Origin of the sequence: Alteromonas gracilis (assembly GCF_002993325.1) — a bacterium.
Lineage (GTDB): Bacteria > Pseudomonadota > Gammaproteobacteria > Enterobacterales > Alteromonadaceae > Alteromonas > Alteromonas gracilis.
The window spans coordinates 18249-39908 of record NZ_PVNO01000025.1 but is presented as its reverse complement, the minus strand read 5'-3'; the positions used below and the strand labels follow the sequence as shown (position 1 = coordinate 39908).

General features: G+C 43.9%; 15 protein-coding genes. 4 read left to right on the top strand and 11 right to left on the bottom strand.

The features are described 5' to 3' along the window. The first annotated feature begins 167 nt into the window (after positions 1-167). Positions 168-1427, top strand: coding sequence for a dicarboxylate/amino acid:cation symporter (locus C6Y39_RS08745; RefSeq protein ID WP_105930901.1), 1260 nt, complete (start codon positions 168-170; stop codon positions 1425-1427). 155 nt (positions 1428-1582) lie between these two features. On the opposite strand, the gene C6Y39_RS08740 is transcribed toward C6Y39_RS08745, so the two are convergent. From C6Y39_RS08740 to seqA, 8 genes are all read right to left on the bottom strand, one after another. Continuing rightward, positions 1583-4000: an alpha/beta hydrolase family protein gene (locus tag C6Y39_RS08740; RefSeq protein ID WP_105930900.1), complete on the bottom strand. Its 2418-nt coding sequence runs from the start codon at positions 3998-4000 to the stop codon at positions 1583-1585. Positions 4001-4150: 150 nt separating this feature from the next. Then, positions 4151-4477, bottom strand: coding sequence for a heavy metal-binding domain-containing protein (locus tag C6Y39_RS08735; protein WP_105930899.1), 327 nt, complete (start codon positions 4475-4477; stop codon positions 4151-4153). A gap of 54 nt (positions 4478-4531) precedes the next feature. Next, a complete protein-coding gene (locus C6Y39_RS08730) occupies positions 4532-4942 on the bottom strand; it encodes an HIT domain-containing protein (RefSeq protein WP_105930898.1) in 411 nt (136 codons plus the stop codon). Further along, positions 4935-5966 carry a succinylglutamate desuccinylase gene (astE, locus tag C6Y39_RS08725; protein ID WP_105930897.1) on the bottom strand — a complete coding sequence of 344 codons (1032 nt, stop codon included), beginning with the start codon at positions 5964-5966 and terminating at the stop codon, positions 4935-4937. The genes C6Y39_RS08730 and astE overlap by 8 nt, the downstream gene beginning before the upstream one ends. Positions 5967-6241: 275 nt before the next feature. Continuing rightward, complete coding sequence (locus tag C6Y39_RS08720) at positions 6242-7546, bottom strand: putative bifunctional diguanylate cyclase/phosphodiesterase (RefSeq protein WP_105930896.1); 1305 nt, start codon at positions 7544-7546, stop codon at positions 6242-6244. A gap of 248 nt (positions 7547-7794) precedes the next feature. After that, positions 7795-10272: a glycogen/starch/alpha-glucan phosphorylase gene (locus tag C6Y39_RS08715; RefSeq protein ID WP_105930895.1), complete on the bottom strand. Its 2478-nt coding sequence runs from the start codon at positions 10270-10272 to the stop codon at positions 7795-7797. Between the two features lie 218 nt (positions 10273-10490). Next, complete coding sequence (gene pgm, locus C6Y39_RS08710; RefSeq protein ID WP_105930894.1) at positions 10491-12143, bottom strand: phosphoglucomutase (alpha-D-glucose-1,6-bisphosphate-dependent); 1653 nt, start codon at positions 12141-12143, stop codon at positions 10491-10493. A gap of 46 nt (positions 12144-12189) precedes the next feature. Beyond that, positions 12190-12984 (bottom strand): replication initiation negative regulator SeqA, encoded by a 795-nt coding sequence (gene seqA / locus C6Y39_RS08705; RefSeq protein ID WP_105930893.1) that lies wholly within the window; start codon positions 12982-12984, stop codon positions 12190-12192. A gap of 360 nt (positions 12985-13344) precedes the next feature. Between seqA and C6Y39_RS08700 the strand changes: the two genes are divergently transcribed. Genes C6Y39_RS08700 through C6Y39_RS08690 form a run of 3 tightly spaced genes read left to right on the top strand, consistent with a single transcriptional unit; the run spans position 13345 to position 17546 of the window. Then, on the top strand, positions 13345-14292 hold the full coding sequence (locus C6Y39_RS08700) for an AAA family ATPase (protein WP_105931440.1): 948 nt from the start codon (positions 13345-13347) through the stop codon (positions 14290-14292). A 60-nt stretch (positions 14293-14352) separates the two neighbouring features. Further along, the gene (locus C6Y39_RS08695; RefSeq protein WP_105930892.1) at positions 14353-15483 is read left to right on the top strand and encodes a DUF58 domain-containing protein; all 1131 of its coding nucleotides are present in this window, start codon (positions 14353-14355) and stop codon (positions 15481-15483) included. Then, on the top strand, positions 15480-17546 hold the full coding sequence (locus C6Y39_RS08690) for a transglutaminase TgpA family protein (RefSeq protein ID WP_105930891.1): 2067 nt from the start codon (positions 15480-15482) through the stop codon (positions 17544-17546). Before C6Y39_RS08695 ends, C6Y39_RS08690 begins: the two co-directional genes overlap by 4 nt. Positions 17547-17829: 283 nt before the next feature. On the opposite strand, the gene fusA is transcribed toward C6Y39_RS08690, so the two are convergent. From fusA to C6Y39_RS08675, 3 genes are all read right to left on the bottom strand, one after another. Next, complete coding sequence (fusA, locus tag C6Y39_RS08685; protein ID WP_105930890.1) at positions 17830-19917, bottom strand: elongation factor G; 2088 nt, start codon at positions 19915-19917, stop codon at positions 17830-17832. A gap of 183 nt (positions 19918-20100) precedes the next feature. Beyond that, positions 20101-21198, bottom strand: a complete 1098-nt coding sequence (rlmM, locus tag C6Y39_RS08680) for a 23S rRNA (cytidine(2498)-2'-O)-methyltransferase RlmM (protein ID WP_105930889.1) — start codon at positions 21196-21198, stop codon at positions 20101-20103. Further along, positions 21191-21634 carry a DUF423 domain-containing protein gene (locus C6Y39_RS08675; RefSeq protein ID WP_105930888.1) on the bottom strand — a complete coding sequence of 148 codons (444 nt, stop codon included), beginning with the start codon at positions 21632-21634 and terminating at the stop codon, positions 21191-21193. Before C6Y39_RS08675 ends, rlmM begins: the two co-directional genes overlap by 8 nt. Between the last annotated feature and the right edge of the window lie 26 nt (positions 21635-21660).

Sequence of the window (21660 nt, the reverse complement as noted above, 5' to 3'; positions counted from 1 at the left end):
TTAGCGATAGTAGCACTTGACGCTTACGCTTAATTTGTTCCCCACCGAAAGAATTAAGCGCATGTAGCAATCATGTACATGAACATTTGCACTGAAGAAAAAGCCTTCGAATTAAACCGTTCACTATCTTCCTATCATTTGTAAACACACTCTAAGAGGTTCTAGACGTGTCTAAAAAGCAATCCTTACTGGGCAACATTGGCGTACAAGTCGTCATTGCCATGATTATTGGTACCGCCGCTGGCGCCTTCATGGGTGAAAGCGCTGAAATGTTCGCACCACTGGGTACCATTTTTATTAACCTGATAAAAATGCTGGTTATCCCGCTCGTGGCAGTGGCACTTATATCGGGAGCTGCGGGGCTTGGTAACAGCACCAACGCGGGAAAAGTTGGGCTATCTACCCTTGCCTATTTCGGTTTAACTTCAGCACTAGCCGTGGCGCTCGCACTAATAATGGGTGAAGTTTTTAAGCCAGGTGTGGGTATTGACGTTTCATCTGTACAAGGGATGTTCTCCGGTGAATATGCATCTAAGGGCGAACTACCTTCATTTTGGGCCACCCTTACGGGCATGATACCAACCAACGTATTTGCATCGTTAACTAATGCCAACATTCTGCAAATTTTGGTGTTCTGCTTATTCTTCGGTCTTGCCCTTTCTAAGCAGCCTAAAAAGAACCGTGAGCCTATTTTGAATGGGATAAACACCATTGTCGATGCCATGGTATGGATGATTAACTGTGTGATGAAAATAGCGCCTATCGGCGTATTTGGTTTGATGGCCGAAGCGGTAGGTACCTTTGGCTTTTCGGCTCTTATGGTGGTATTCAAACTATTCTTAGTGTTTACAGCAGCTATTTTCGTATTTGGCTTTGTGGTTTATCCGCTGCTCGTTCAAATATTCACAAAGACATCCGCTAAGTCTTTCCTTGTGGCAATGAAAAAGCCCCAAGCGGTAGCGTTATCAACCGCATCATCAATGGCCACACTACCAGTTACCATGAACACAGTAGAAAACGAACTGGGCGTAAGAAATGCCACGGCATCCTTTGTACTGCCGTTAGGCGCCACCATCAACATGAGCGGCAACGCTATTTATTATGGTTTGGTCGCCGTATTTTTCGCGCAGCTTTTCAATATTGAGTTATCTATGGGTGCGTATATTGCCATTATCCTAACCTCCACGCTTGGAGCAGTTGGTCAAGCCGGCGTGCCAGGGCCGTCATTTTTGGTGGTTGCTGTGTTACTTGCTGCTGGCATTCCTATTGAAGGCTTACCGCTACTATTTGCTCTAGATAGGATTTTCGACATGATTAGAACTGCCCTCAATATCACAGGCGATGCAGCCTGCGCCGTGATCATCGACACGATAGCCATTGATGCGGCTGCAATTGAAGACGCAGACAACAATGATATGCGAGATTGATGAATGGCCAGTGGGCACTGGACGCGCTAGGTAATACCAATCCGCATAGATAAGAGGGTAATTATCTATGTGGACTGGTATAAGACTTAGTGCTACTGCAAAAAAAGGTGGCCATGGCCACCTTTTTTAATGTTTCTGCGATAGATATCGCTAAATTATTGCGCGTTTTTAGTGCCTTTGTTTTTCACATACTTTTCAAGCCACTGATCTTGTTCCCAAAGGGTATGCAACACACTTTCTTTTGCGCGATATCCATGGCTTTCTTTTGGCAACATAACTAATCGCGTCACCGCACCTAAGCCTTTGAGCGCGTTAAAATAACGCTCACTTTGCATAGGGTATGTACCGGAGTTATTGTCCGCTTCACCATGAATGAGCAGAAGAGGCGTTTTCATTTTTTCAGCATGCATAAACGGTGACATGGAATAGTACACCTCAGGAGCATCCCAGTAATGGCGCTCTTCTGACTGGAAGCCGAAGGGAGTAAGGGTGCGATTGTAAGCGCCAGAACGAGCTATACCTGCCGCAAATAAATCTGAGTGAGACAACAGGTTTGCTACCATAAATGCGCCGTAGCTATGACCGCCAACCGCAACCCGCTCTGGGTCAATCAGCCCTTTTTCATCTAATGCATCAATCGCTGCTTTTGCGTTGGCAACAAGCTGCGTTCTAAAGGTATCGTTTGGCTCTTCATCACCTTCCCCTACAATAGGAAATGATGCATCGTCTAGAACAACGTAACCTTTTGTTACCCAATAAATTGGCGAACCATACCATGGGTAAATAAAACGGTTAGGGTTTTGTGTGTTTTGGCCCGCGCTTGATTTGTCCTTAAATTCTTCAGGATAGGCCCACAGAATCATTGGATAGCGTTTGCCTTCCTCATAATCTGTTGGCAAATACAGGGTGCCCGTTAAGTCTAAGCCATCATTACGCTTATAAGTGATCACTTCTTTCTTAACATTTTGAATGCTTTCAAACGGGTTTGAAAAATGTGTTAGTTGAGTCAGCGCGTTGTCTTTTAAGCTTCGGAAATAGTAATTAGGATAATCTTGTTTCGACTCGATCCTTACCAGCAAGCGATCGTTATTTATGTTGAAATCGCGCAATTCTTCGAATTTGTCCGTGTACTCACTTAGATAAACCCGAGATGTTTCAAGCGTTTCTAAATTAAATTTATCCAAGAACGGAAACTGTCCTTCAGGTGTAAACCCCTCTCCCAATAAAAACGCACTTTCTCCGTCTACAGCAAGAACATCTTTGAAGTATTCATTTTTGCGAGTAACAAAACTACCTGGATCACTGTAACTATCTTGATAGCTTCTGTTTGAGATAATCTGTGCGGTTTTACTTTGGTCAGGGCTAAACAAATACGTTTTAATATTGCGCGTATTCCACCAATAATCCATAGCGACGGCTGTGCTGTCGTCGCTCCAAATAAAGCGATAAAACCTGTCTTCTGTTTTGAGGATTTGCTCGGCGTCACCATCAAATGGAGCCTCTAACTGCATAAGCTTGTCTCGATGGGTGACCTCTGTTTCCGGGTCGCCACCGTCTAACGCTTCAGCATACACAATGGTATTGGGCTTATCGTTGCGCCACTGAATATCACGAGGCCCAGTGCGAACCGCCATGAAGCCTTGAGGTAAGTCTTCGATAAGCGGAACGTCGACAAGTGTTTTAGCTAACTTACCTTTTTCATCATAAAGGCTAATGCTGTGAGGAAAACGCCTGTAAGTCACTAAGTAGGAAAAAGGAGGCTCGTATTCTTCAACCATCACATAATCGCCGGCAGGAGAAACACTCACATCTCCATACATTCCGGATGTAAGCCAAAGCGAAGGCTGACCATTAAGCGGAACCTTATAAATTTCAGAACGAGCCAATTGCTCGAAATTAAATTCGTCATTTTTGTTTTTCAGCAAATCTTGATACGTGCGGTTTTGTGCTTTTTTACCGTCGCTCACGGATATTGTTGGCCCGCTTGGAACGGCAATACTTGTGTCGATTAACGCTTTTCTATCTTTTGGCACTACTTTTACAAGAAGAGAAAGGCTATCGGCGTTCCAGTTCAGGGGTTCGCCCATATTCGCATTAATGGGTTTATCAAAAAGCTTTCTCGCTGACGCCGCTTCGATATCAAGCACCCACAGTTCAACACCATTATTTGCAGTATGAGTAAACGCCATAAACCGTTGATTTGGAGACCAAGTAAAATTAGTTAATCGCGGTGATTCAGGCATGCCTTTGATAGCAAGGCTATCCTTGCTACCTACTCGCTGAACCTCTAGTTTATTATAGTAAGTTACGCGGCTGCCAATATTAGTGGCTGGGTCAATTCTAAGTCCGGCTAGGCGGAGCTCTTCTTTAGATAAGTCTTCTATCGACTTGTAGTTGTCACGAAATAACAGCACCATATTCTTTTGTGTATCGTCTACTAGGGTAGCCGGTGCTAGCGTAACATCTACCAGATCAAGAATTTCTTTAGATGGCTTTTGATATTGCAGTGCATCCTGTGCAAATAGCTGAGAAGAGCATGCGGCAAATAGGACAAATATCCATTTTCTTAGCATTCTATTTCCTTAATGTAGTTATTGAGAATATCTAAAAAAAACGAGGTATCGCCTCTGTAAACAAACAGCTGGCTTAATACCTCGCTTTGATATATTTGATAAGCGCGTACTTTAACGTTTACGAGCTTTGACGCTTACGAGCTTAGACGTTTAAAGAGGGCTTGTTTTCACCGCAGTGCCGCTAATGCTTACCATAAGCATGCTGCCTTTATCGCCGATGACTTGATAGTCTAAATCGATACCAACTACCGCATTGGCCCCCATGCTTCTAGCTTCATGCTCAAGCTCTGTAAACGCTAACTTACGTGCAGTGGTAAGTTCTTCTTCATAGGAACCTGAGCGGCCGCCAACGATATCCCGAATAGAAGCAAAAAGATCTTTGAATACGTTTGCGCCCATTACGGCCTCGCCTACAACAATACCGTAATACGCTTCAATCTTGTGCCCTTCTAACGTTGGGGTAGTTGAAACAATCATGTGTAACTCCTTTTAATATGCACTGTATTTTTTAGCTTTAAAGGCTTTTGCCGTTTAGCTGTTGTTTTTAAACCATTGCTGAATCATCTCAACAAGCGCCTGCGCTTTACTGGTGTCATATGCCACAGTGGGCTGATTTCCCCAGATAGGTTTTGGCCACGCACAATCAGTATCAAACCGCGCAACGTGGTGCACATGAAGCTGTCGTACCACGTTTCCTAGTGCAGCCACATTTAACTTAAGCGGTGAAAACAGGGCCTGTAAGGCTTTAGACGCTAGGGCCGACTCTCGCAATAAGGTAACTTGTTCTTCTTCTGACAAGTCGATAATTTCCGCAATATCATTTTTCATAGGCACTAAAATTAGCCACGGAAACTGACTGTCGTTCATTAACAGTACACGACAGAGCGAGAGATCACAGACAAAAAATGTATCATTGTGTAAACGGCTATCTAACTTAAACATCTAGATTATCCAATGTAGTAGGTACAACGGTAAGCAGAGCGCGTTGACCTATCGCTACCTTTGCATTAGGAAACACAATAGCCTCACCATCTTGCTCTGCAATATATTGTTTACCCGGCTCAGAGGCTAATACCGTGCCCTTGGAATAGTCAGTGAAATTTGGCGTATCATCATCAAAATGAAGTTCAAACTGCTCTTCATTGCGATTTATAACCTGGTTCACGCGATAGATATCAAGATCGTTGATATCAACCGTGGGCGCATAATCATCTTGAGTAATAAGCTGCGTTATGGCGTTTTTCGCATCTTCAAAACGTCGCATATCGTTTTGCCCGAATGGGCGAACTTTACCAAGTTCGACGGTGAATGCATGGGCATTGTATTGATATGATGAAAAATAGCTAAAGGTGGTTGTGGCGCTCTCTGATAGCAAAATAGTTTTAACACCGCATGCTGCTAAAAATGCAAGCTGACCTTTGCTATGAACCCTGTCATGTAAGTAAGGATAAACAGCAAATTTTTCGTTTTTGGATGCGCGAATTGCGGTATGCAAATCGTAGTGATAACGAATGCCTTCTTCCGCTTCAAAGAACGATGCTACAGCGTCTTCAAGCTGTTTAGCACGCACGCGCTCTGCGTTGACCAAGCCCTCGCCTTTTGAATGGGCGCCGCTAAATAAACGGTTCATGTTTTCTTCCACAAAGCGCTCAGCAATATCCATCGCCGGTAAATTACCGAATAAAAACAACACGTCGTGGGACAGGGTAATTGCGCCTGTAAGAATACCTTTGACCAAATCATCACAAATTTCGATGGGCGCGGTTTCATTGCCATGTACACCACAGGATAAAACGATGCGCTTTTTTTGATGGGCGGGAGACTTTACAGAAAAGCTAATAATACCCGGTGCGGTAATATCGACCCGCGTCCCGTTTGAAAGCATAAAATGGCTAGGTTGTTCGAATAGTGCGGAGTTGCGGCGAGATAAGGCTAAAAAGTTGCCGCTGTCGATAAGTTCTTGCATGATTTTCTGCTTAACTACTCTGTCTGATCTAAATTGTTATCAGTGTACCGAGTGAGGCCTGTAAAATCACGTAGTCTCAATGTTTTATTGTTGCAACATGTAAGCGGATGATGACGCCCATATAGTTGATGTAGCGAAGTAATATTGAACGTGATCATTTTGACGTAAATGCTAGCGCTACAGCAACGTTGATGAAAAGAGTAAGAGCGGGATTAACAAACTATAAGAGGGAGAGCATGCACTGTTTTCATGCACATTCTAAATAGGCGTAACCGCTACGCCTTTAACCGAGTGGGCGAATTGCCAATGATAATTTCTTGCTGAGCCAACGTAACAAAGTCATTAAATGGAATGGCCCGTGAAAACAAGTATCCTTGGCCTTGCGACACATTCACTTCTCTTAATATGTGAAGCTGTTCAATTGTCTCAATACCCTCTGCCACAACACTGCACCCTTTCGCGTGACCGATAATTTTAGCCGCTTCGATAATGGCGCGATTGACTGGATCACCCTCTAGTTCCATTACAAATGACTTGTCTATTTTCAGTGCGTCTAGAGTTAAGTCTCTTATGTAGGCAAGATTAGAATACCCCTTACCAAAGTCATCAACGGAAATGGATACGCCTAAACTGCGTAGCTCATCTAACTGTTTTTTCACCATAAGTGAGTTTGATAAAGCAACATCTTCAGTCAGCTCCAACTCTATTGATGACAAAGGCATGGAGTAAGTATCACTTAACATGGTTAAAGTGGGCACTAACTGATTGTCATAAAGCTGGGTTGGGGAAATATTTACCGACAAAACAATAGGCATTTTCAGTGCGTTTAGCTGAACCAAAGCTCGGAATGCTTGTTCAAGTGTCCAATAACCGAGTTCATTCATCATATTATATGATTCAGCCGCTTCAATAAGCGGGCCTGGAAATAACACGCCATCTAATGGGTGATTCCAACGCAACAGACACTCGGCTCCTATTACGCTGAGCGTTTTTAAATCCACTTTAGGCTGGTAGTACAACTCAAGTTCATTTTGGGCAAGCGCGCGTTTAAGGTCCGCTTTAAGCGCTAGGCTTCTTCCTGTGTCAGTTTTATCCGATTTGGTCAGCGCATAATAATTTTCGTACTTGTTCTCTTTTGCCTGTTTTAGGGCGGTTTCTGCACGAGAAACAAAGTGTGTTATATCAAAATCACACTGTCCGCTGCACACCACGCCAACGTTGAAGTCTGCAATAAAGGCCGTTCCGTCATAGTGCATGGGTGTTTTAAAATGTTCGACTAGCCGTTCAAACATTTGTCGCATGAATTGTTCGTTGTTCGTGTTTGGAAAAACGATGCCAAATACATCGCCGCTGATCCTACCTACAAAAGCGGTTTGACCAAAAAGAAGCTGAATACGGTTTGCTATCTCGAGTAGAAAGCGATCGCCAACATGGATACCTAAGCTAGTGGTTACGTCGGAGAAACGCACCACATCCACCAGCATCAAAGAAATAGAAGTACTACTAGATGCTTTTTTTGAAATGCTATCGATAAACGAGAATCGATTAGGAATTGTTGCCAGTGATGTATGTTGGCTCATGATGTTTTCCTTGAGCTTTACGCTTCTAGGTACTAAAAACAACTACTTATATAAAAGCACGGTCGAGCAATGGGTGCAACGACGCAAACGTATTAATTTGAATACTTGTTTATATCATTGAACAACAATAACGTAAAAACTATGAAAAGGCCTGTTTTAATTTTACGCGTATCTTTGTTGCTCGTATTTCACAAACAAAAAACCCGGCTAGTTTAGCACTGCCGGGTTCTTTATTTTACGCCCTGCGATTAGCCTTCAATCTTACACGGTGAAAGCTTCCAAACGCGCTCAACGTAGTCACGAATTGAGCGATCTGAGGTAAATTTACCCATCTTAGCCGTATTTATAATGGCCATTTCAGCCCAGCGCTCTTTGTCGCGATACGCAGCATCAACTGCAATTTGTGCATCAGAATAAGCGCGGAAATCTGCTAATACCATGTACGGGTCGCCATTATCCAGCAGGCTTTGCTTGATAGATACTAAGGCACCTGGTTTGCCCGGCGTGAAGTAGTCGGTTTCTAACCAATCAAGCACAGCTTTGATTTCTGGATCTTTGTAATAGTAATCGTATGGGTTATAGCCCTTAGCTTTAAGCTCGTTTACTTCTTCTACTGTCAATCCAAAAATAAAGATGTTGTCGTCGCCTACTTCTTCAGCAATTTCAACGTTTGCGCCATCTAGTGTACCAATAGTTACCGCACCGTTTAGCGCTAGCTTCATGTTACCGGTACCCGATGCTTCTTTACCTGCTGTACTGATTTGCTCAGATACGTCTGCCGCTGGGATCATTTTCTCTGCAAGAGAAACGCGATAGTTTGGTAAAAACGCAATCTTGATCTTGTTATTAACCCGTGGGTCGTTGTTAATCTTGTCGGCCACTTTATTGATAGCATAAATGATGTCTTTAGCTAGTTTATAGCCAGGTGCTGCTTTCGCACCAAAGACAAACACTCGGGGGTGCATATCGTAATCAGGGTTTTCAAGAATTCGACGGTACAGTGCCATTATGTGCAACAAGGCTAGGTGCTGACGCTTATATTCATGAAGACGCTTAATCTGCACGTCAAATATGGCATTAACATCCACTTCTAAGTCGAGTGACTTACGAATTTCATCGGCCAGCAGTTCCTTATTTTCTAGCTTCACTTTCATGAATTGCTTCTGGAACGTTTTGTTACTCGCGAATTTAGCTAAACCTTGAAGCTTATCTAAGTCACGTGGCCAATCATCACCAATTTTCTTATCAATTAGCTTAGAAAGCCCAGGGTTACACGCTTTCAACCAGCGACGTGGCGTAATACCATTGGTTACGTTAGTAAGTTTGCCCGGATATAGCTCATCGAATTCTGGGAACAATGACGACTTAACAAGACGAGAGTGCATTTCGGCAACGCCGTTTACCGCAAATGAGCCGATAACCGATAGATGACCCATGCGCACCATCTTTTCGTTGCCTTCTTCAATTATAGAAAGCTTCTCTTTCATGGCATTGTCACCAGGCCATTTCTTATCAACCTCAGCCATAAAGCGATGGTTAATCTCGTAAATGATCTCTAGGTGACGAGGAAGGATCTTCTCTATCATTCGAGCAGGCCACTTCTCTAGCGCCTCTGGTAATAAGGTATGGTTAGTATACGCGAAGACCTTGGTACAGATACCCCATGCTTCATCCCAACCAAGCTCTGCCCGGTCAACTAGGATACGCATAAGCTCTGGCACAGAAATAGCCGGGTGTGTGTCATTTAGCTGAATAACAACTTGGTCAGCGAAACGGCTCCAATCATCGCCATGGGCACGCTTGTAGCGGCGAATAATGTCTTTCAATGAGCATGAGCAGAAGAAATACTGCTGGATTAAGCGAAGCTCTTTACCGGCTTCCGTCTCATCATTGGGATAAAGTACTTTTGAAATGGTTTCTGCCTGCACGTTTTCACGCTGTGCATCAACATACCCACCTGCATTAAACACGTCCCAGTTAAAGTAGCCCGACGCTTCTGACTGCCATAAGCGCAGTACGTTGACGGTTTTACCTTCATAACCCACTACAGGAATATCCCACGGCACACCTTTAACGATAGAGCCTGGGTGCCATTCTTTTAGCACTCGGCCATTTTCACCGTACTTGGTTTCTACGTAGCCGTATAAGGATACTTCTTGTGTAGATTCTGGACGGCAAATTTCCCATGGGTTGCCGTAGTCTCGCCAGCTGTCTGGACGCTCGATTTGCGCACCGCTCTTAATTTCCTGACGGAATAAGCCGTGTTCATAATGAATTCCGTAACCGATAGCCGGTAATTCCATTGTTGCTAGAGAGTCGATGAAGCACGCTGCAAGACGACCAAGGCCGCCGTTACCCAACGCCATATCCGGCTCTTCTTCAAGAATATCTGAAATTTCCACACCCAGCTCTTTTAATGCACCACTTGCTACATCAAACAAGCCAAAGTTCTGCAGGTTGTTTGATAACAAACGACCCATAAGGAATTCAGCAGAAAAGTAGTGAACAGCACGGGTATCGTTCAGGTAATGGGTTTTTTGCGTTTTGCGCAATCCTTCTAGCACTTGCTCTTGAATTGCTGCGCACGTGGCTTTCCACCAGGCGTGATTGTTTGCTTTGTTTTCGTCGGTGCCTAACGTGCAGTGTAGGTGTTTGATCACGGCAGACTTAAAAGCCGCTTTATCGATCACTGGAGAGGGTTGCGTCTTGGTCGCTTTTGCGTTCATTTTGCGTCTCACTCTTAAATAAGAAATGGCGTTTTCACGCCGAAAAGTAATTTAATTACAAAATATCTTAAGAATATGACAGCAATATATCAGTACTAAAACGATTATGTTGTAATAATTTTGTTAAAATTACAAAAAATCGCATGAATTCGTATTCATTCATGCGATTTTTAACATTCTTATTACAAATAATATTTGAAGGAGGTTTAATTTTGACCTTATTTAATGATTTTCCCTACAAGCAATTCAGCCTCAGCGATTAATTCTTGTAAGTGACTTTCACCATTAAAGCTTTCAGCATAAATTTTGTAGATTTGCTCAGTGCCAGAAGGTCGTGCTGCAAACCAACCATTCTCCGTCGACACTTTTACCCCGCCAATTGCGGCGTTATTTCCTGGAGCATGTGTTTGGACAGAGATAATTGGCTCTCCAGCAAGAGTATCGCTGGTGACCACCGACGCATCCATAGCTGACAATTTTTGCTTTTGTTCAAGGGTTGCTGCTACATCGACGCGGCTGTATACAGGCGCTGCAAATTTTTCAGTTAGCGCTTCGTAATGCTCACCAGGATCTTTACCCGTCACGGCCAGAATTTCTGCCGCTAGCAAGCATAGAATAAAACCGTCTTTATCTGTCGCCCATGTGCTCCCGTTTCGTTCTAGGAAAATACCACCAGCACTTTCCTCACCCGCAAAACCAATGGTGCTATTAGATAAACCTTCCACAAACCACTTAAAGCCTACCGGCATTTCGGCTAACGGTTTACCCAAACTTTTAGCAACACGGTCTATCATGCTGCTCGAAACCAGGGTTTTACCTATATTAAGTTCGCTCGGCCAATCTGGGCGATGTGTATACAAATAATTGATGGCAACCGCTAAGTAATGGTTAGGGTTCATAAGCCCTGCGCTTTTACACACAATACCGTGGCGATCAAAGTCTGGGTCGTTACCCCAGGCTAAATCAAAGTTGTCTTTAAGCTCGATAAGCCCCGCCATGGCATAGGCAGAGGAACAGTCCATGCGAAGCTTGCCGTCTTTGTCTCGGCGCATAAAACCAAACTGCGGGTCCACAGCGTCGTTAACAACCGTAATATCCAGCCCATATTTTTCAGCAATTCTAGACCAGTAGCCTACCCCAGCACCACCTAATGGATCTGTGCCTAGCTTTAAATTGGCCTTGGCAATGGCCTCCATATCAACGACTTTTGCTAAGTCTTCGATATAAGGTTCCATAAAGTCTTCTTCGCGAAATAGTTTGCGAGCGCTCGCTTGGCGGATATCAATACGCTGAACGTCTTTATTCCCATCTGCAATTAATGCGTTGGCGCGTTCTTGAATTTGCTTAGTTACGTCGCTATCGGCAGGCCCACCGTGAGGCGGATTATATTTAAAGCCACCGTCTGAAGGAGGGTTATGAGAAGGCGTGATGACAATGCCGTCTGCTTTGTCGGTGTTGCCCGCACGATTGTAACGGATAATAGAACGAGAAATAACAGGAGTTGGTGTATAGCCCATGCTTTCGTTGTCCGCGCGCTGCACAACAACATCAACACCATTGGCGCATAAAACTTCTATAGCGGTAACCATGGCAGGTTCAGATAGTGCGTGGGTATCTTTACCGACGAATAGTGGGCCGTCAATTCCTTCTTGCTGTCGATATTCTACCAGGGCCTGGCAGATTGCACTGATGTGCGTATCGGTAAACGTAGCGTTTGACGCTGTACCTCTATGGCCAGATGTACCAAAAGAGACCGCCTGTCCCGGGTCATTCATATCCGGTTTATAGCTGTAATACTGACTCACTAACTGCGCTACGTTAATGAGCTGCTCTTTTGCTGCATGCTCTCCAGCCTGCGGATGTAATGCCATGAAAAAGTCCTTATTAAGAAGTTTCGTTGTTCTATTAGATTACGTTCTATTTACCTTCTGAAGAAAAACGCGCGATTACGGTTTCAATAACATCAGGTTGATAGCCTAGGTTACGCAAAACTTGTTCCAGCATATTCGTTTTCTTAGCAGTGTTGTTATTCGTCACTACCCAGAACGGGCTATCGGGAATAGCTTTAGGGTTCGTACTGCTACCGTTTTCAAGCAGTGCTTCTTTACTCGTTGCAAAATAGGTACGGTTTTTTCCTTTAATACTTTCTACGCGAGAGAAGTTTTCTGCATTAAGCTTGTGCGCTGCACTCAAAACAAACAAGAACTGATCAACCCGTTTGGTAAACGTAGCCAGTGCATCTTTTGATACTGCGTCAACAATATCCCGCTTACTGTGTGTCTCGCTTGAAGGCAACGCAGTAGAATCGACCTCTAGATTTCCAGCTACTTTTGGACGGGCTGGCGCTTTGGCCGAAGTAGTTCTTGCTGGTGCAGCCTTTGCCGGCGTTTTCTTAACAGTGGCTTTCGCCGGTGAACTGGCTACTTGTTTAGTCGCTGCTCTTGCTGTCGGTGATTTCGCTGGTATTTTAGGCGCTGCGTCCGCCCTTACCACTACGCTTGAATTACTTGCAGCCTCGGTCACTTCTGCGCTTGTTGGTTCACTTGTTTTTGCAGGAGTTGATGTGCTGCCGCTAGACTCATTCCCGTGCGCGACAGCGCCGTCTTCAGGTAAAAGTAAACGTCTTAAAATCTGTGATGCACTCTCACCAATATGCTTAGTCTGGCTGGCGATGAAGGCATATAAATCGTCATCTATTTCAATGCTTTTCATAACTACTTCCTTTTCAAGATGCACCATTATAGACAACACAGATAAACTACGCAGCACTAAATAGCACTTGTTTTCAGGTTTCTGAACAGATATCGCTTCATCACTTATCTACGCGGATTGGTATTACTCCTATTTAGATTTAACGAAGTTCACGGTTGTTCAATTCAGCATCGCTAAAGTACTGATGTTCTTTACCACTAATTACTGTAACGAACGTTATATACCTGCGTATAAAATACGACAGGTAATAGGATAGTAAGCGCCAGGCTATCGTTGCTACTATTAAAGTTAAACCAGAATCACATTCAATCTGCTAAGTTTAAGTGTGACACAGACTTTTTAAACTTAAGTGACAATTATATGCGCCAAGAAATAATAGATATCCAGCAGGCCCTTAGTCAGAAAATCATCGGTAAGAATCACCAGTTAAAGCTGGCAATCACCTGCTTATTAGCAAACGGTCACTTACTTATTGAAGACTTACCTGGTATGGGAAAAACCACCTTGTCTCATGCGCTTTCGCAAGTCTTTGGCCTTCAATACTCTCGCATACAGTTTACCTCTGACTTACTGCCTTCAGACATGTTAGGCGTTAATATCTTTCATAGTCATGAAACTGATGAGACAAAACGATTTAGTTTTAGACACGGCCCTATCTTCAGCCAGGTTGTATTGGCCGATGAGTTAAATCGAGCAAGCCCAAAAACACAAAGCTCTTTGTTAGAAGCGATGGAAGAGAGGCAGGTTAGTATAGATGGGGTTACTTATGCGCTGCCCTCGCCTTTTTTCGTCATTGCTACACAAAACCCTAGTTATCAATCGGGTACTTATCCCCTGCCCGAGTCTCAACTGGATCGTTTCTTTATGCGCATATCTTTAGGCTATCCAGCCTGGGAGGCCGAGAAAGCCATGTTAATGCAGACGAATATATCCTCTCCTCTCCCTCAGATATTAGATGAGAAAGACTTACATGCTATGCAAAATGAGGTAAAAAACATTCATACCAGTGACGCCATTCTCCATTACGTACTAAGACTGGTGAGCGAAAGTAGGGATAATAGCGACTACCCTAACCCGCTTTCTCCAAGAGCTAGTCGCGCGATACTGCAAGGCGCGAAAGCGTGGGCATTTGTCGCTGGCAGAGAATACGCAACGCCTGAAGATGTGCAGGCGGTGTTTGTTGCAATCACTGCCCACCGGTTGACCGCTGCCTCGCATCATTTGTCACATAGTCAACAAACAAGCGGCAATGATGGGGAAAAATTAAGTAAGAATCTTCTTAACAGTGTCGATCCTCTCGCGGCTTAACCTTGGTTTTAATGTGTAACTATGAATTAGAATGATGACACTAAGATTGGCACACCTGTAATGCGCAAAATATTGTCTTACCCCACCCAGGTTATAAAGCATCGGCTTTTGAAGTGGCTCGACAGACGCGTACCCGCCTCTAGCGAACATCACTTAAACCTAAACAGCATATTTGTATTGCCCACTGGGTTTGGATGGTCATTTATTCTGTTGTCGATATGCTTATTTTTACTTGGCACCAACTATCAAAATAACTTGATGCTGCTGCTCAGCTACTTATGTTTAAGCATCATGTTACTCACACTTTTCTACACCCACCAAAATTTTGCCCGATTCGCAGTAAAAGCATTACCCTTACATTCTTTTCACTGTAACCAATCTGGCGAGTTGCAATTACACGTTCTACCCCATGTTAATTCGCCAAACAAACCTTGCCACGGTACGCTCACTTTTGGGTGGTTCGGTCCTCACCGCTCGTCAACGCAATTCCATGGCACGCAGTCATTTACCCAAAGTAGTGACGCGTTAAGCAAAACAACGTTTAGCATACCGTTGTCTGGAAATGCGTTTAACAAGAATTCTCAAAGACAAACGCTTAGCGTTCCCGTTTATATTACATCCCGTGGGCGATATATGTTAAACAGGCTGACCATTGCCTGCGACTTCCCTCTCGGACTTTATAAGTGCTGGACACATCTTGACTTTGACCAGTCGGTAACCGTGTATCCACAACCCGATGACGGACCGGTGTCGATTGAACATATTACTGATAACGAGGAATCTAATAGCTCAAGTGAAACCTCAAACGCTAACAGTAATGAAGATTTTTATGCGCTTAATGACTATGAACCTGGTCAGCCTCTAAATCGCGTTTCTTGGAAACATGTTGCTAAAAATGGCAATTGGGTATCGAAGTCTTTTACTTCTCGCCAAAGCGAAAGCTACGTGCTCTCTATAGACTCGTCTATTGATACCGAAACAGCCATTTCTGCGCTGACCCTCGCGACTATAAAACTAACCGAAGCAGAGCAGAACTTCGGTCTTTCCTATAAAGGAATTGTTGTGCCGCCTAATAAAGGTATCAATCATATGCATAACTGTCTTAATGCTCTTGCCTGTTTTGGAAAACCAGAAAGTGCTAGACAAGATAGCCAACGCAATGGATATAGCAAGATAAGGGCGGTCAAATGACGCGCAACATTAACGCTGGGCTTGCCAAATTCAATATCTACAACACGTTCGTTAATCAGCCCCGAGCAATGGCGCTGCTGTTACTTTGCCTTTCCTTTTCTAGCATTCTTTTTACGCTAACTGCCCCCCTTATGACGTGGGTACTCGTGCTGGGTAGCTGCGCAGTTATGGCGAGAATTGTTGGCCTCAGCTCTACACACAGTTTGCCTACGCTTAGAACTGTCAACTTACTAGCGATACTGGCGGTGTTTGCGCTCACGTGGTTTGGTTTTTCGATAGGGCTTTTAGATAGCATGATCAACTTGCTTGCCGTTGCGTGTTCGCTGAAAGTCATGGTGGTAGACAAAAAAAGGGACTTTAACCTTCTTATTTGCACCTGCTTGTTTCTGATAGGGTGTGGTTTTATCTCATCGCTTAGTGTCTTTGCATGGTTTGGCTATACCGTGATATTGGCATTTTTACTTATCAGTACCGCCATGTATCACGGTGCTGGTATCTCGCTTAAGAAAAACATTAAGTTTGTGAGCATACTTATCCTTCAAGCAGCACCTATTGCCTTATTGTTCTTTCTTCTTATTCCTCAGTTGCCACCGTTATGGCAAATGCCTACATCAAAATCCACCGAGACAGGGCTTTCAGATAAGGTAACTCCCGGCGATATTGCATCTTTGGCCACCTCTTCTGAACTTGCTTTTAGTGCCACATTTGAAAGTGATGATGTAATACCTGCGCCGGCTTATCGATACTGGCGAGCGATGACACTTGAGCATTTTGACGGAAAAACATGGTCAATCAGTGATAAACGAAAGCAAGCAGAACAACAGCTCGCTATTATGAACAAACCAACTCCTCTTTCTGCACTTGAAAGTAGTAACGCCGGTACAGTAATTCCCTACGAAATCATTGTTGAACCTACACAACAAACCTGGTTGTTTGCACTAGCGCCGTCCACACCCGACAACTCAACGAACAGCATTTATGTAAGCGGTCTATTTGACTACACGTTAAGAGCAAATACGCCGATTTCAAGCAAGAAGGCCTTTTATTTACGCTATTTTCCTAACGCACCTATAAGTAACAGCATTGGTAATTTTGAAACCCAGCTTAATTTAGACGTCTCGACGAACGGTAATGAAAAAACCCGGGCATGGGGCGTGCAACTTGCGCAGCAATACGGCAGTGCCCAAGAGATTGTAATGGCAGTAATGACTGAATTTAAAAATGGTGGCTTTCGATATACATTATCTCCTAATGCCATGCCCACAGACCCCATTGATCAATTCCTATTTGAAGAGCGGTCGGGGTTTTGCGCGCACTATGCAGGCGCAATGGTTTATACACTGCGTTCAGCGGGTGTTCCTGCCAGAATGGTGACCGGCTATCAGGGAGGAAGTTCGCTTAACGAAAGAGTGCTTCAAATAAGGCAATACGATGCGCATGCATGGGTGGAAGCGTTAATCGATGGGGTATGGCTGCGATACGACCCTACCAGCATGGTTGCTCCTTCGCGATTAACCTTTGGGTTAGAACAAGCACTCGAAGAACTGGGAGAGTCCAGAAACACTAATATTTTAGATGGACTAGAAAAAAGCGCGTTTTTCGCCGCGGTGCAAACCTGGTTTCAGCAACTCGATTACTCTTGGAGTAAATGGGTGCTTGGTTTTGATAACGCAGCACAAACAAGCATGTTAGAGGACTTGCTGGGCACAATTACTCCAGAAAAAATGCGCGCAGTATTTTTATCTGCTCTCGGACTAATTGGACTTATTCTCGCTTTTTATTTTTTACCTATAAGTAAAAGGGAATCACTTCCCTACTCCTATCGCATAATGCTAAAAGCGGTAAAGCTTGTTGAATTACATACGGGTATAAAAAGAGAGCATAAAACACTGTCCGATTATAGATATGACGTTTCGCCAGTATTAAACAGTGAAGCTGCAGTGGCTTTTGATCAAGTTTGCGAGCTATTTGAGCGTGAGAATTATGCCATACCCGATACCGAAAAACACACAGAGCTAGTCATGAAAGAAGCGCTTAACACGCTGAAAAAGGCTATCAAGTAATCACCTCTTGCTTTACTAAAAATGGTCGGCATCTCTGATTCAATCAGATCTTATACCAGTCCGCATAGGTCTTTACCCACTCAGCGAAATCTAAAATATTCGTAATCGCGGCGTGTTACCGCTGGTATAGTGGTTCTACATCAAGGTGACACAACAAAGAGTACGGACATCTTAAACTCACCCTTTAGCAAACGCGCATAAAAAAAGCCGGTCAATTGACCGGCTTTTTAGTATTTTTGAAACGTAAGCTAACCCAAGGTTAGCTTACGCCCGCAAAGGCTAATTACTTAGCAGCTTTACGTGCTTTCGCTTCTTCAATTACTTTATCAGCTACGTTCTGAGGACATGCTGAGTAGTGGCTGAATTCCATAGAGAACTGACCACGACCAGATGTAATAGTACGTAGGTGACCGATGTAACCAAACATCTCAGATAGAGGTACGTCAGCCTTGATGCGAACGCCAGTAGCGCCAGCTTCTTGGTCTTTGATCATACCACGACGACGGTTAAGGTCACCGATTACATCACCAACGTTGTCTTCTGGGCTGAATACGTCAACTTTCATGATTGGCTCAAGAATCTGAGGACCCGCTTTTGGCATTGACTGACGGAATGCACCTTTCGCTGCAATTTCGAACGCGATTGCTGATGAGTCAACTGCGTGGAAACCACCATCGTAAAGCTCAACTTCAACGTCTAGTACTGGGTAGCCCGCTAGAGGACCCACTTCCATCATAGACTTAAAGCCTTTTTCGATTGCAGGGAAGAATTCCTTAGGAACGTTACCACCAACAACAGATGAAACGAACTTAAAGCCGGTGTTAGTTTCTCCAGGACGGATGCGGTAATCAATCTTACCGAACTGACCAGAACCACCAGACTGCTTCTTGTGCGTGTAGCTGTCTTCAACGGCTTGCGTGATAGTTTCACGGTAAGCAACCTGAGGCTGACCAACTTCTAGCTCAACGCCGTAAGTACGCTTCAAGATGTCAACTTTGATGTCTAAGTGAAGCTCACCCATACCTTTAAGGATGGTTTCGCCTGAATCTTCGTCAGTTTCAACTTGGAAAGATGGATCTTCTGCTACTAGTTTACCGATAGCAAGAGACATCTTTTCGTTAGCGCCTTTATCTTTTGGCTTAACAGCAATCGAGATTACTGGCTCAGGGAAGATCATTGGCTCTAGTGTACAAGGGCTCTTCGGATCACACAGCGTGTGACCAGTTTGAACGTTCTTCATACCTACGATAGCAATGATATCACCTGCCTGTGCAGATGATAATTCAGTACGGTCGTTCGCGTGCATTTCTACCATACGACCAACACGTTCAGTTTTACCAGTAGCAGAGTTAAGGATGGTGTCACCCTTGTTTAGCTTACCAGAGTATATACGTACGAAAGTCAAGGCACCGAAACGGTCATCCATAATTTTGAACGCAAGCGCACGGAACGGCTCGTCAACAGATACTGTTGCAACTTCGCCAGTAGGCTCACCCGTTTCTTCGTCAGTTAGATCTTGTGGATCAACTTCTGTTGGAGAAGGTAGGAAGTCGATTACTGCGTCAAGAACTAGCTGAATACCTTTGTTTTTGAACGCAGAACCACAATAAGTTGGGAAGAACGACATATCACGTGTACCTTTACGGATACAACGCTTGATGTCTTCTAGTGACGGCTCTTCACCATCCATGTACGCCATCATTAGATCGTCGTCTTGCTCAACAGCAGTTTCGATCATTTGCTCACGATATTCTTGCGCTTTCTCAACCATGTCTGCAGGAATATCTACAACTTCGTAGTTCTCTGGAAGACCTGAATCGTCCCAGATGTACGCTTTCATATCTAGAAGGTTAACAACACCTTTGAAATCGTCTTCAATACCGATTGGCAGAGTCATTACTAGTGGGTTAGCAGCAAGTACTTTCTTAACTTGGCCAACAACACGGTAGAAATCTGCACCCATACGGTCTAGCTTGTTTACGAAGATTACACGTGCAACTTCTGATTCGTTAGCATAACGCCAGTTAGTTTCTGACTGAGGCTCAACACCGCCAGAACCACAGAATACACCGATACCGCCGTCTAGTACTTTAAGTGAACGATATACTTCAACTGTAAAGTCAACGTGTCCCGGAGTATCGATGATGTTCATGCGATGATCTTTCCAGAAACAGGTTGTTGCCGCTGACTGGATGGTAATACCACGCTCAGCTTCCTGCTCCATGAAGTCAGTAGTTGATTCACCATCGTGAACCTCACCAGTTTTATGGATTTTACCAGTAAGCTTCAAGATACGTTCTGTTGTGGTAGTTTTACCCGCGTCTACGTGGGCGAAAATACCAATGTTTCTGTATAAAGATAAGTCTGACATTAGTTCACTTTCATTGGTTCAGAGTAAAAAAACGGCCGGATTATAAAGGATTTCTATACCAAATTTACACCTTTTTTAGCATAAACCTTGGATTCGCTTGCTAAAATCCGCACCAGCATTAATTCTTTTCTATAAATATCAAAAACTTAATAAGTTATGACACTTTTTTGAAAAATAACAAAATCACACCTCATCTTTTGAAGTGCGAACGATTGTTACTGTAACTTCATCTCTGTCGTGGTAGAGATGCCTAACTTTTACCGCGAATGCATCATCTAGAGCATTTAAGCGGCTATTTAGCAACGCCATGGCTTCGACTACAGTTTCATAGCGCTGTTTCATGGGTAGCTTTAAATTAAAAATCGCGTGAGTCGCCCAGTGCTTTACCAGCCAATCACCCATTAATTTCGCTACCCTATCAGGTTGCTCTATCATATCACATACAAGCAGATCTACACGACCAAATTGTGGTCTATAGGCAAATCCGTCTGCAGCGTGATGTTCAACCAACCCCGTGTTCATTAAACTGTCGGCTACCAGTCCATTATCGATGGCTTCAACATACATGCCTCGCTTAACCAGTTGATAGGTCCACCCTCCAGGGCACGCTCCTAAATCGACGGCGCGACCTCCACTTCGAAGTATCTTAGCTTGCTGCTTATCGCTCAGCATGTTCACCAATGCATCTTCAAGTTTTAGCGTAGAACGGCTTGGTGCATCACTAGGGAATTTTAAACGGCAAATACCCAAGTGGTCGCGACTAGCATGACTGGGTAATGTATAGCCAATATGGCAAATTTCAAATGACTCGAAAAAAATATGGAGTTTAGGCTTACCTAAATTCTCTTTAGCCGTGAGCCACCCAGCCTTTCTCAACGCTTGGCGAAGAGGAACAGTAAACTTACGGCAGAACTTAGCGAGGGTTTTCCCCTCTTCAGTGTCTGGGTATTCCACATCGACACAGCCAAAATTAGAAAAAGGCTTTTCAACCTCTTTTAACGCATCGAGCACTTGCCCTACTCTGTCTTCTTTTTCTATGTCGGTTAGTGAAGCAAAAACAGCCACTAGCTGACGTGGAAAGATACTCTCGTGAACCGCAAACTGTGTGATGGTTTGTTCTAACTGCGTGGCATCATATAAGTGATAAAGCACAAAACCGCTGTGCTTTTTTGACACAGGATAGCCATAGCATTGCGCTTCGCCGTATCGAGATGTAAGTTCGTTGGCCGTATCGTTTTCGTAACCCGGGCGGCAATAACCTAAAATACTGCTGTTAGACATTACTTGCTCCCGATTTATGACTCGTTTGCTGTTTTACGCTCTTCTGCGCTTTTATTAAACCTATAACCAGAAGCCCCCAACCAACAATAAAGAACATGCCGCCCACCGGGGTTATCGGGCCAAACCATTTTATGCCGCTGACTGATAAAGCATACAGACTTCCACTAAACAAAACTGTACCGACAACAAAACAAAATGCTACGCGATTACCCCATGTCGATGTAATAGAAAGCGCAGGTAAAATTAACAGCGCTAACGCATGATACATTTGATAACGCACGCCTATTTCAAATGTATTAAGCTGCTGCGACGTTAATAGGCTTTTGAGACCATGTGCACCAAACGCACCTAGTACGACGGCTAAGCCTGCCAGTAGCGCGCCAATAATAAGATATGATTTTGCAACGGTGCCTAAACCAATGTGTTCGTTTTTCATTTAATTAATCTTTTGCCTTAATTTTT

Bases quoted from the DNA above. Each gene is read 5' to 3' on its own strand.
- C6Y39_RS08720 (WP_105930896.1), bottom strand. From the start codon at position 7,546: ATGAGCCAACATACATCACTGGCAACAATTCCTAATCGATTCTCGTTT.
- C6Y39_RS08690 (WP_105930891.1), top strand. From the start codon at position 15,480: ATGACGCGCAACATTAACGCTGGGCTTGCCAAATTCAATATCTACAAC.
- C6Y39_RS08715 (WP_105930895.1), bottom strand. From the start codon at position 10,272: ATGAACGCAAAAGCGACCAAGACGCAACCCTCTCCAGTGATCGATAAA.
- C6Y39_RS08740 (WP_105930900.1), bottom strand. From the start codon at position 4,000: ATGCTAAGAAAATGGATATTTGTCCTATTTGCCGCATGCTCTTCTCAG.
- C6Y39_RS08695 (WP_105930892.1), top strand. From the start codon at position 14,353: ATGCGCAAAATATTGTCTTACCCCACCCAGGTTATAAAGCATCGGCTT.
- C6Y39_RS08675 (WP_105930888.1), bottom strand. From the start codon at position 21,634: ATGAAAAACGAACACATTGGTTTAGGCACCGTTGCAAAATCATATCTT.
- rlmM (WP_105930889.1), bottom strand. From the start codon at position 21,198: ATGTCTAACAGCAGTATTTTAGGTTATTGCCGCCCGGGTTACGAAAAC.
- astE (WP_105930897.1), bottom strand. From the start codon at position 5,966: ATGCAAGAACTTATCGACAGCGGCAACTTTTTAGCCTTATCTCGCCGC.
- C6Y39_RS08700 (WP_105931440.1), top strand. From the start codon at position 13,345: ATGCGCCAAGAAATAATAGATATCCAGCAGGCCCTTAGTCAGAAAATC.
- fusA (WP_105930890.1), bottom strand. From the start codon at position 19,917: ATGTCAGACTTATCTTTATACAGAAACATTGGTATTTTCGCCCACGTA.
- C6Y39_RS08730 (WP_105930898.1), bottom strand. From the start codon at position 4,942: ATGTTTAAGTTAGATAGCCGTTTACACAATGATACATTTTTTGTCTGT.
- seqA (WP_105930893.1), bottom strand. From the start codon at position 12,984: ATGAAAAGCATTGAAATAGATGACGATTTATATGCCTTCATCGCCAGC.
- pgm (WP_105930894.1), bottom strand. From the start codon at position 12,143: ATGGCATTACATCCGCAGGCTGGAGAGCATGCAGCAAAAGAGCAGCTC.
- C6Y39_RS08735 (WP_105930899.1), bottom strand. From the start codon at position 4,477: ATGATTGTTTCAACTACCCCAACGTTAGAAGGGCACAAGATTGAAGCG.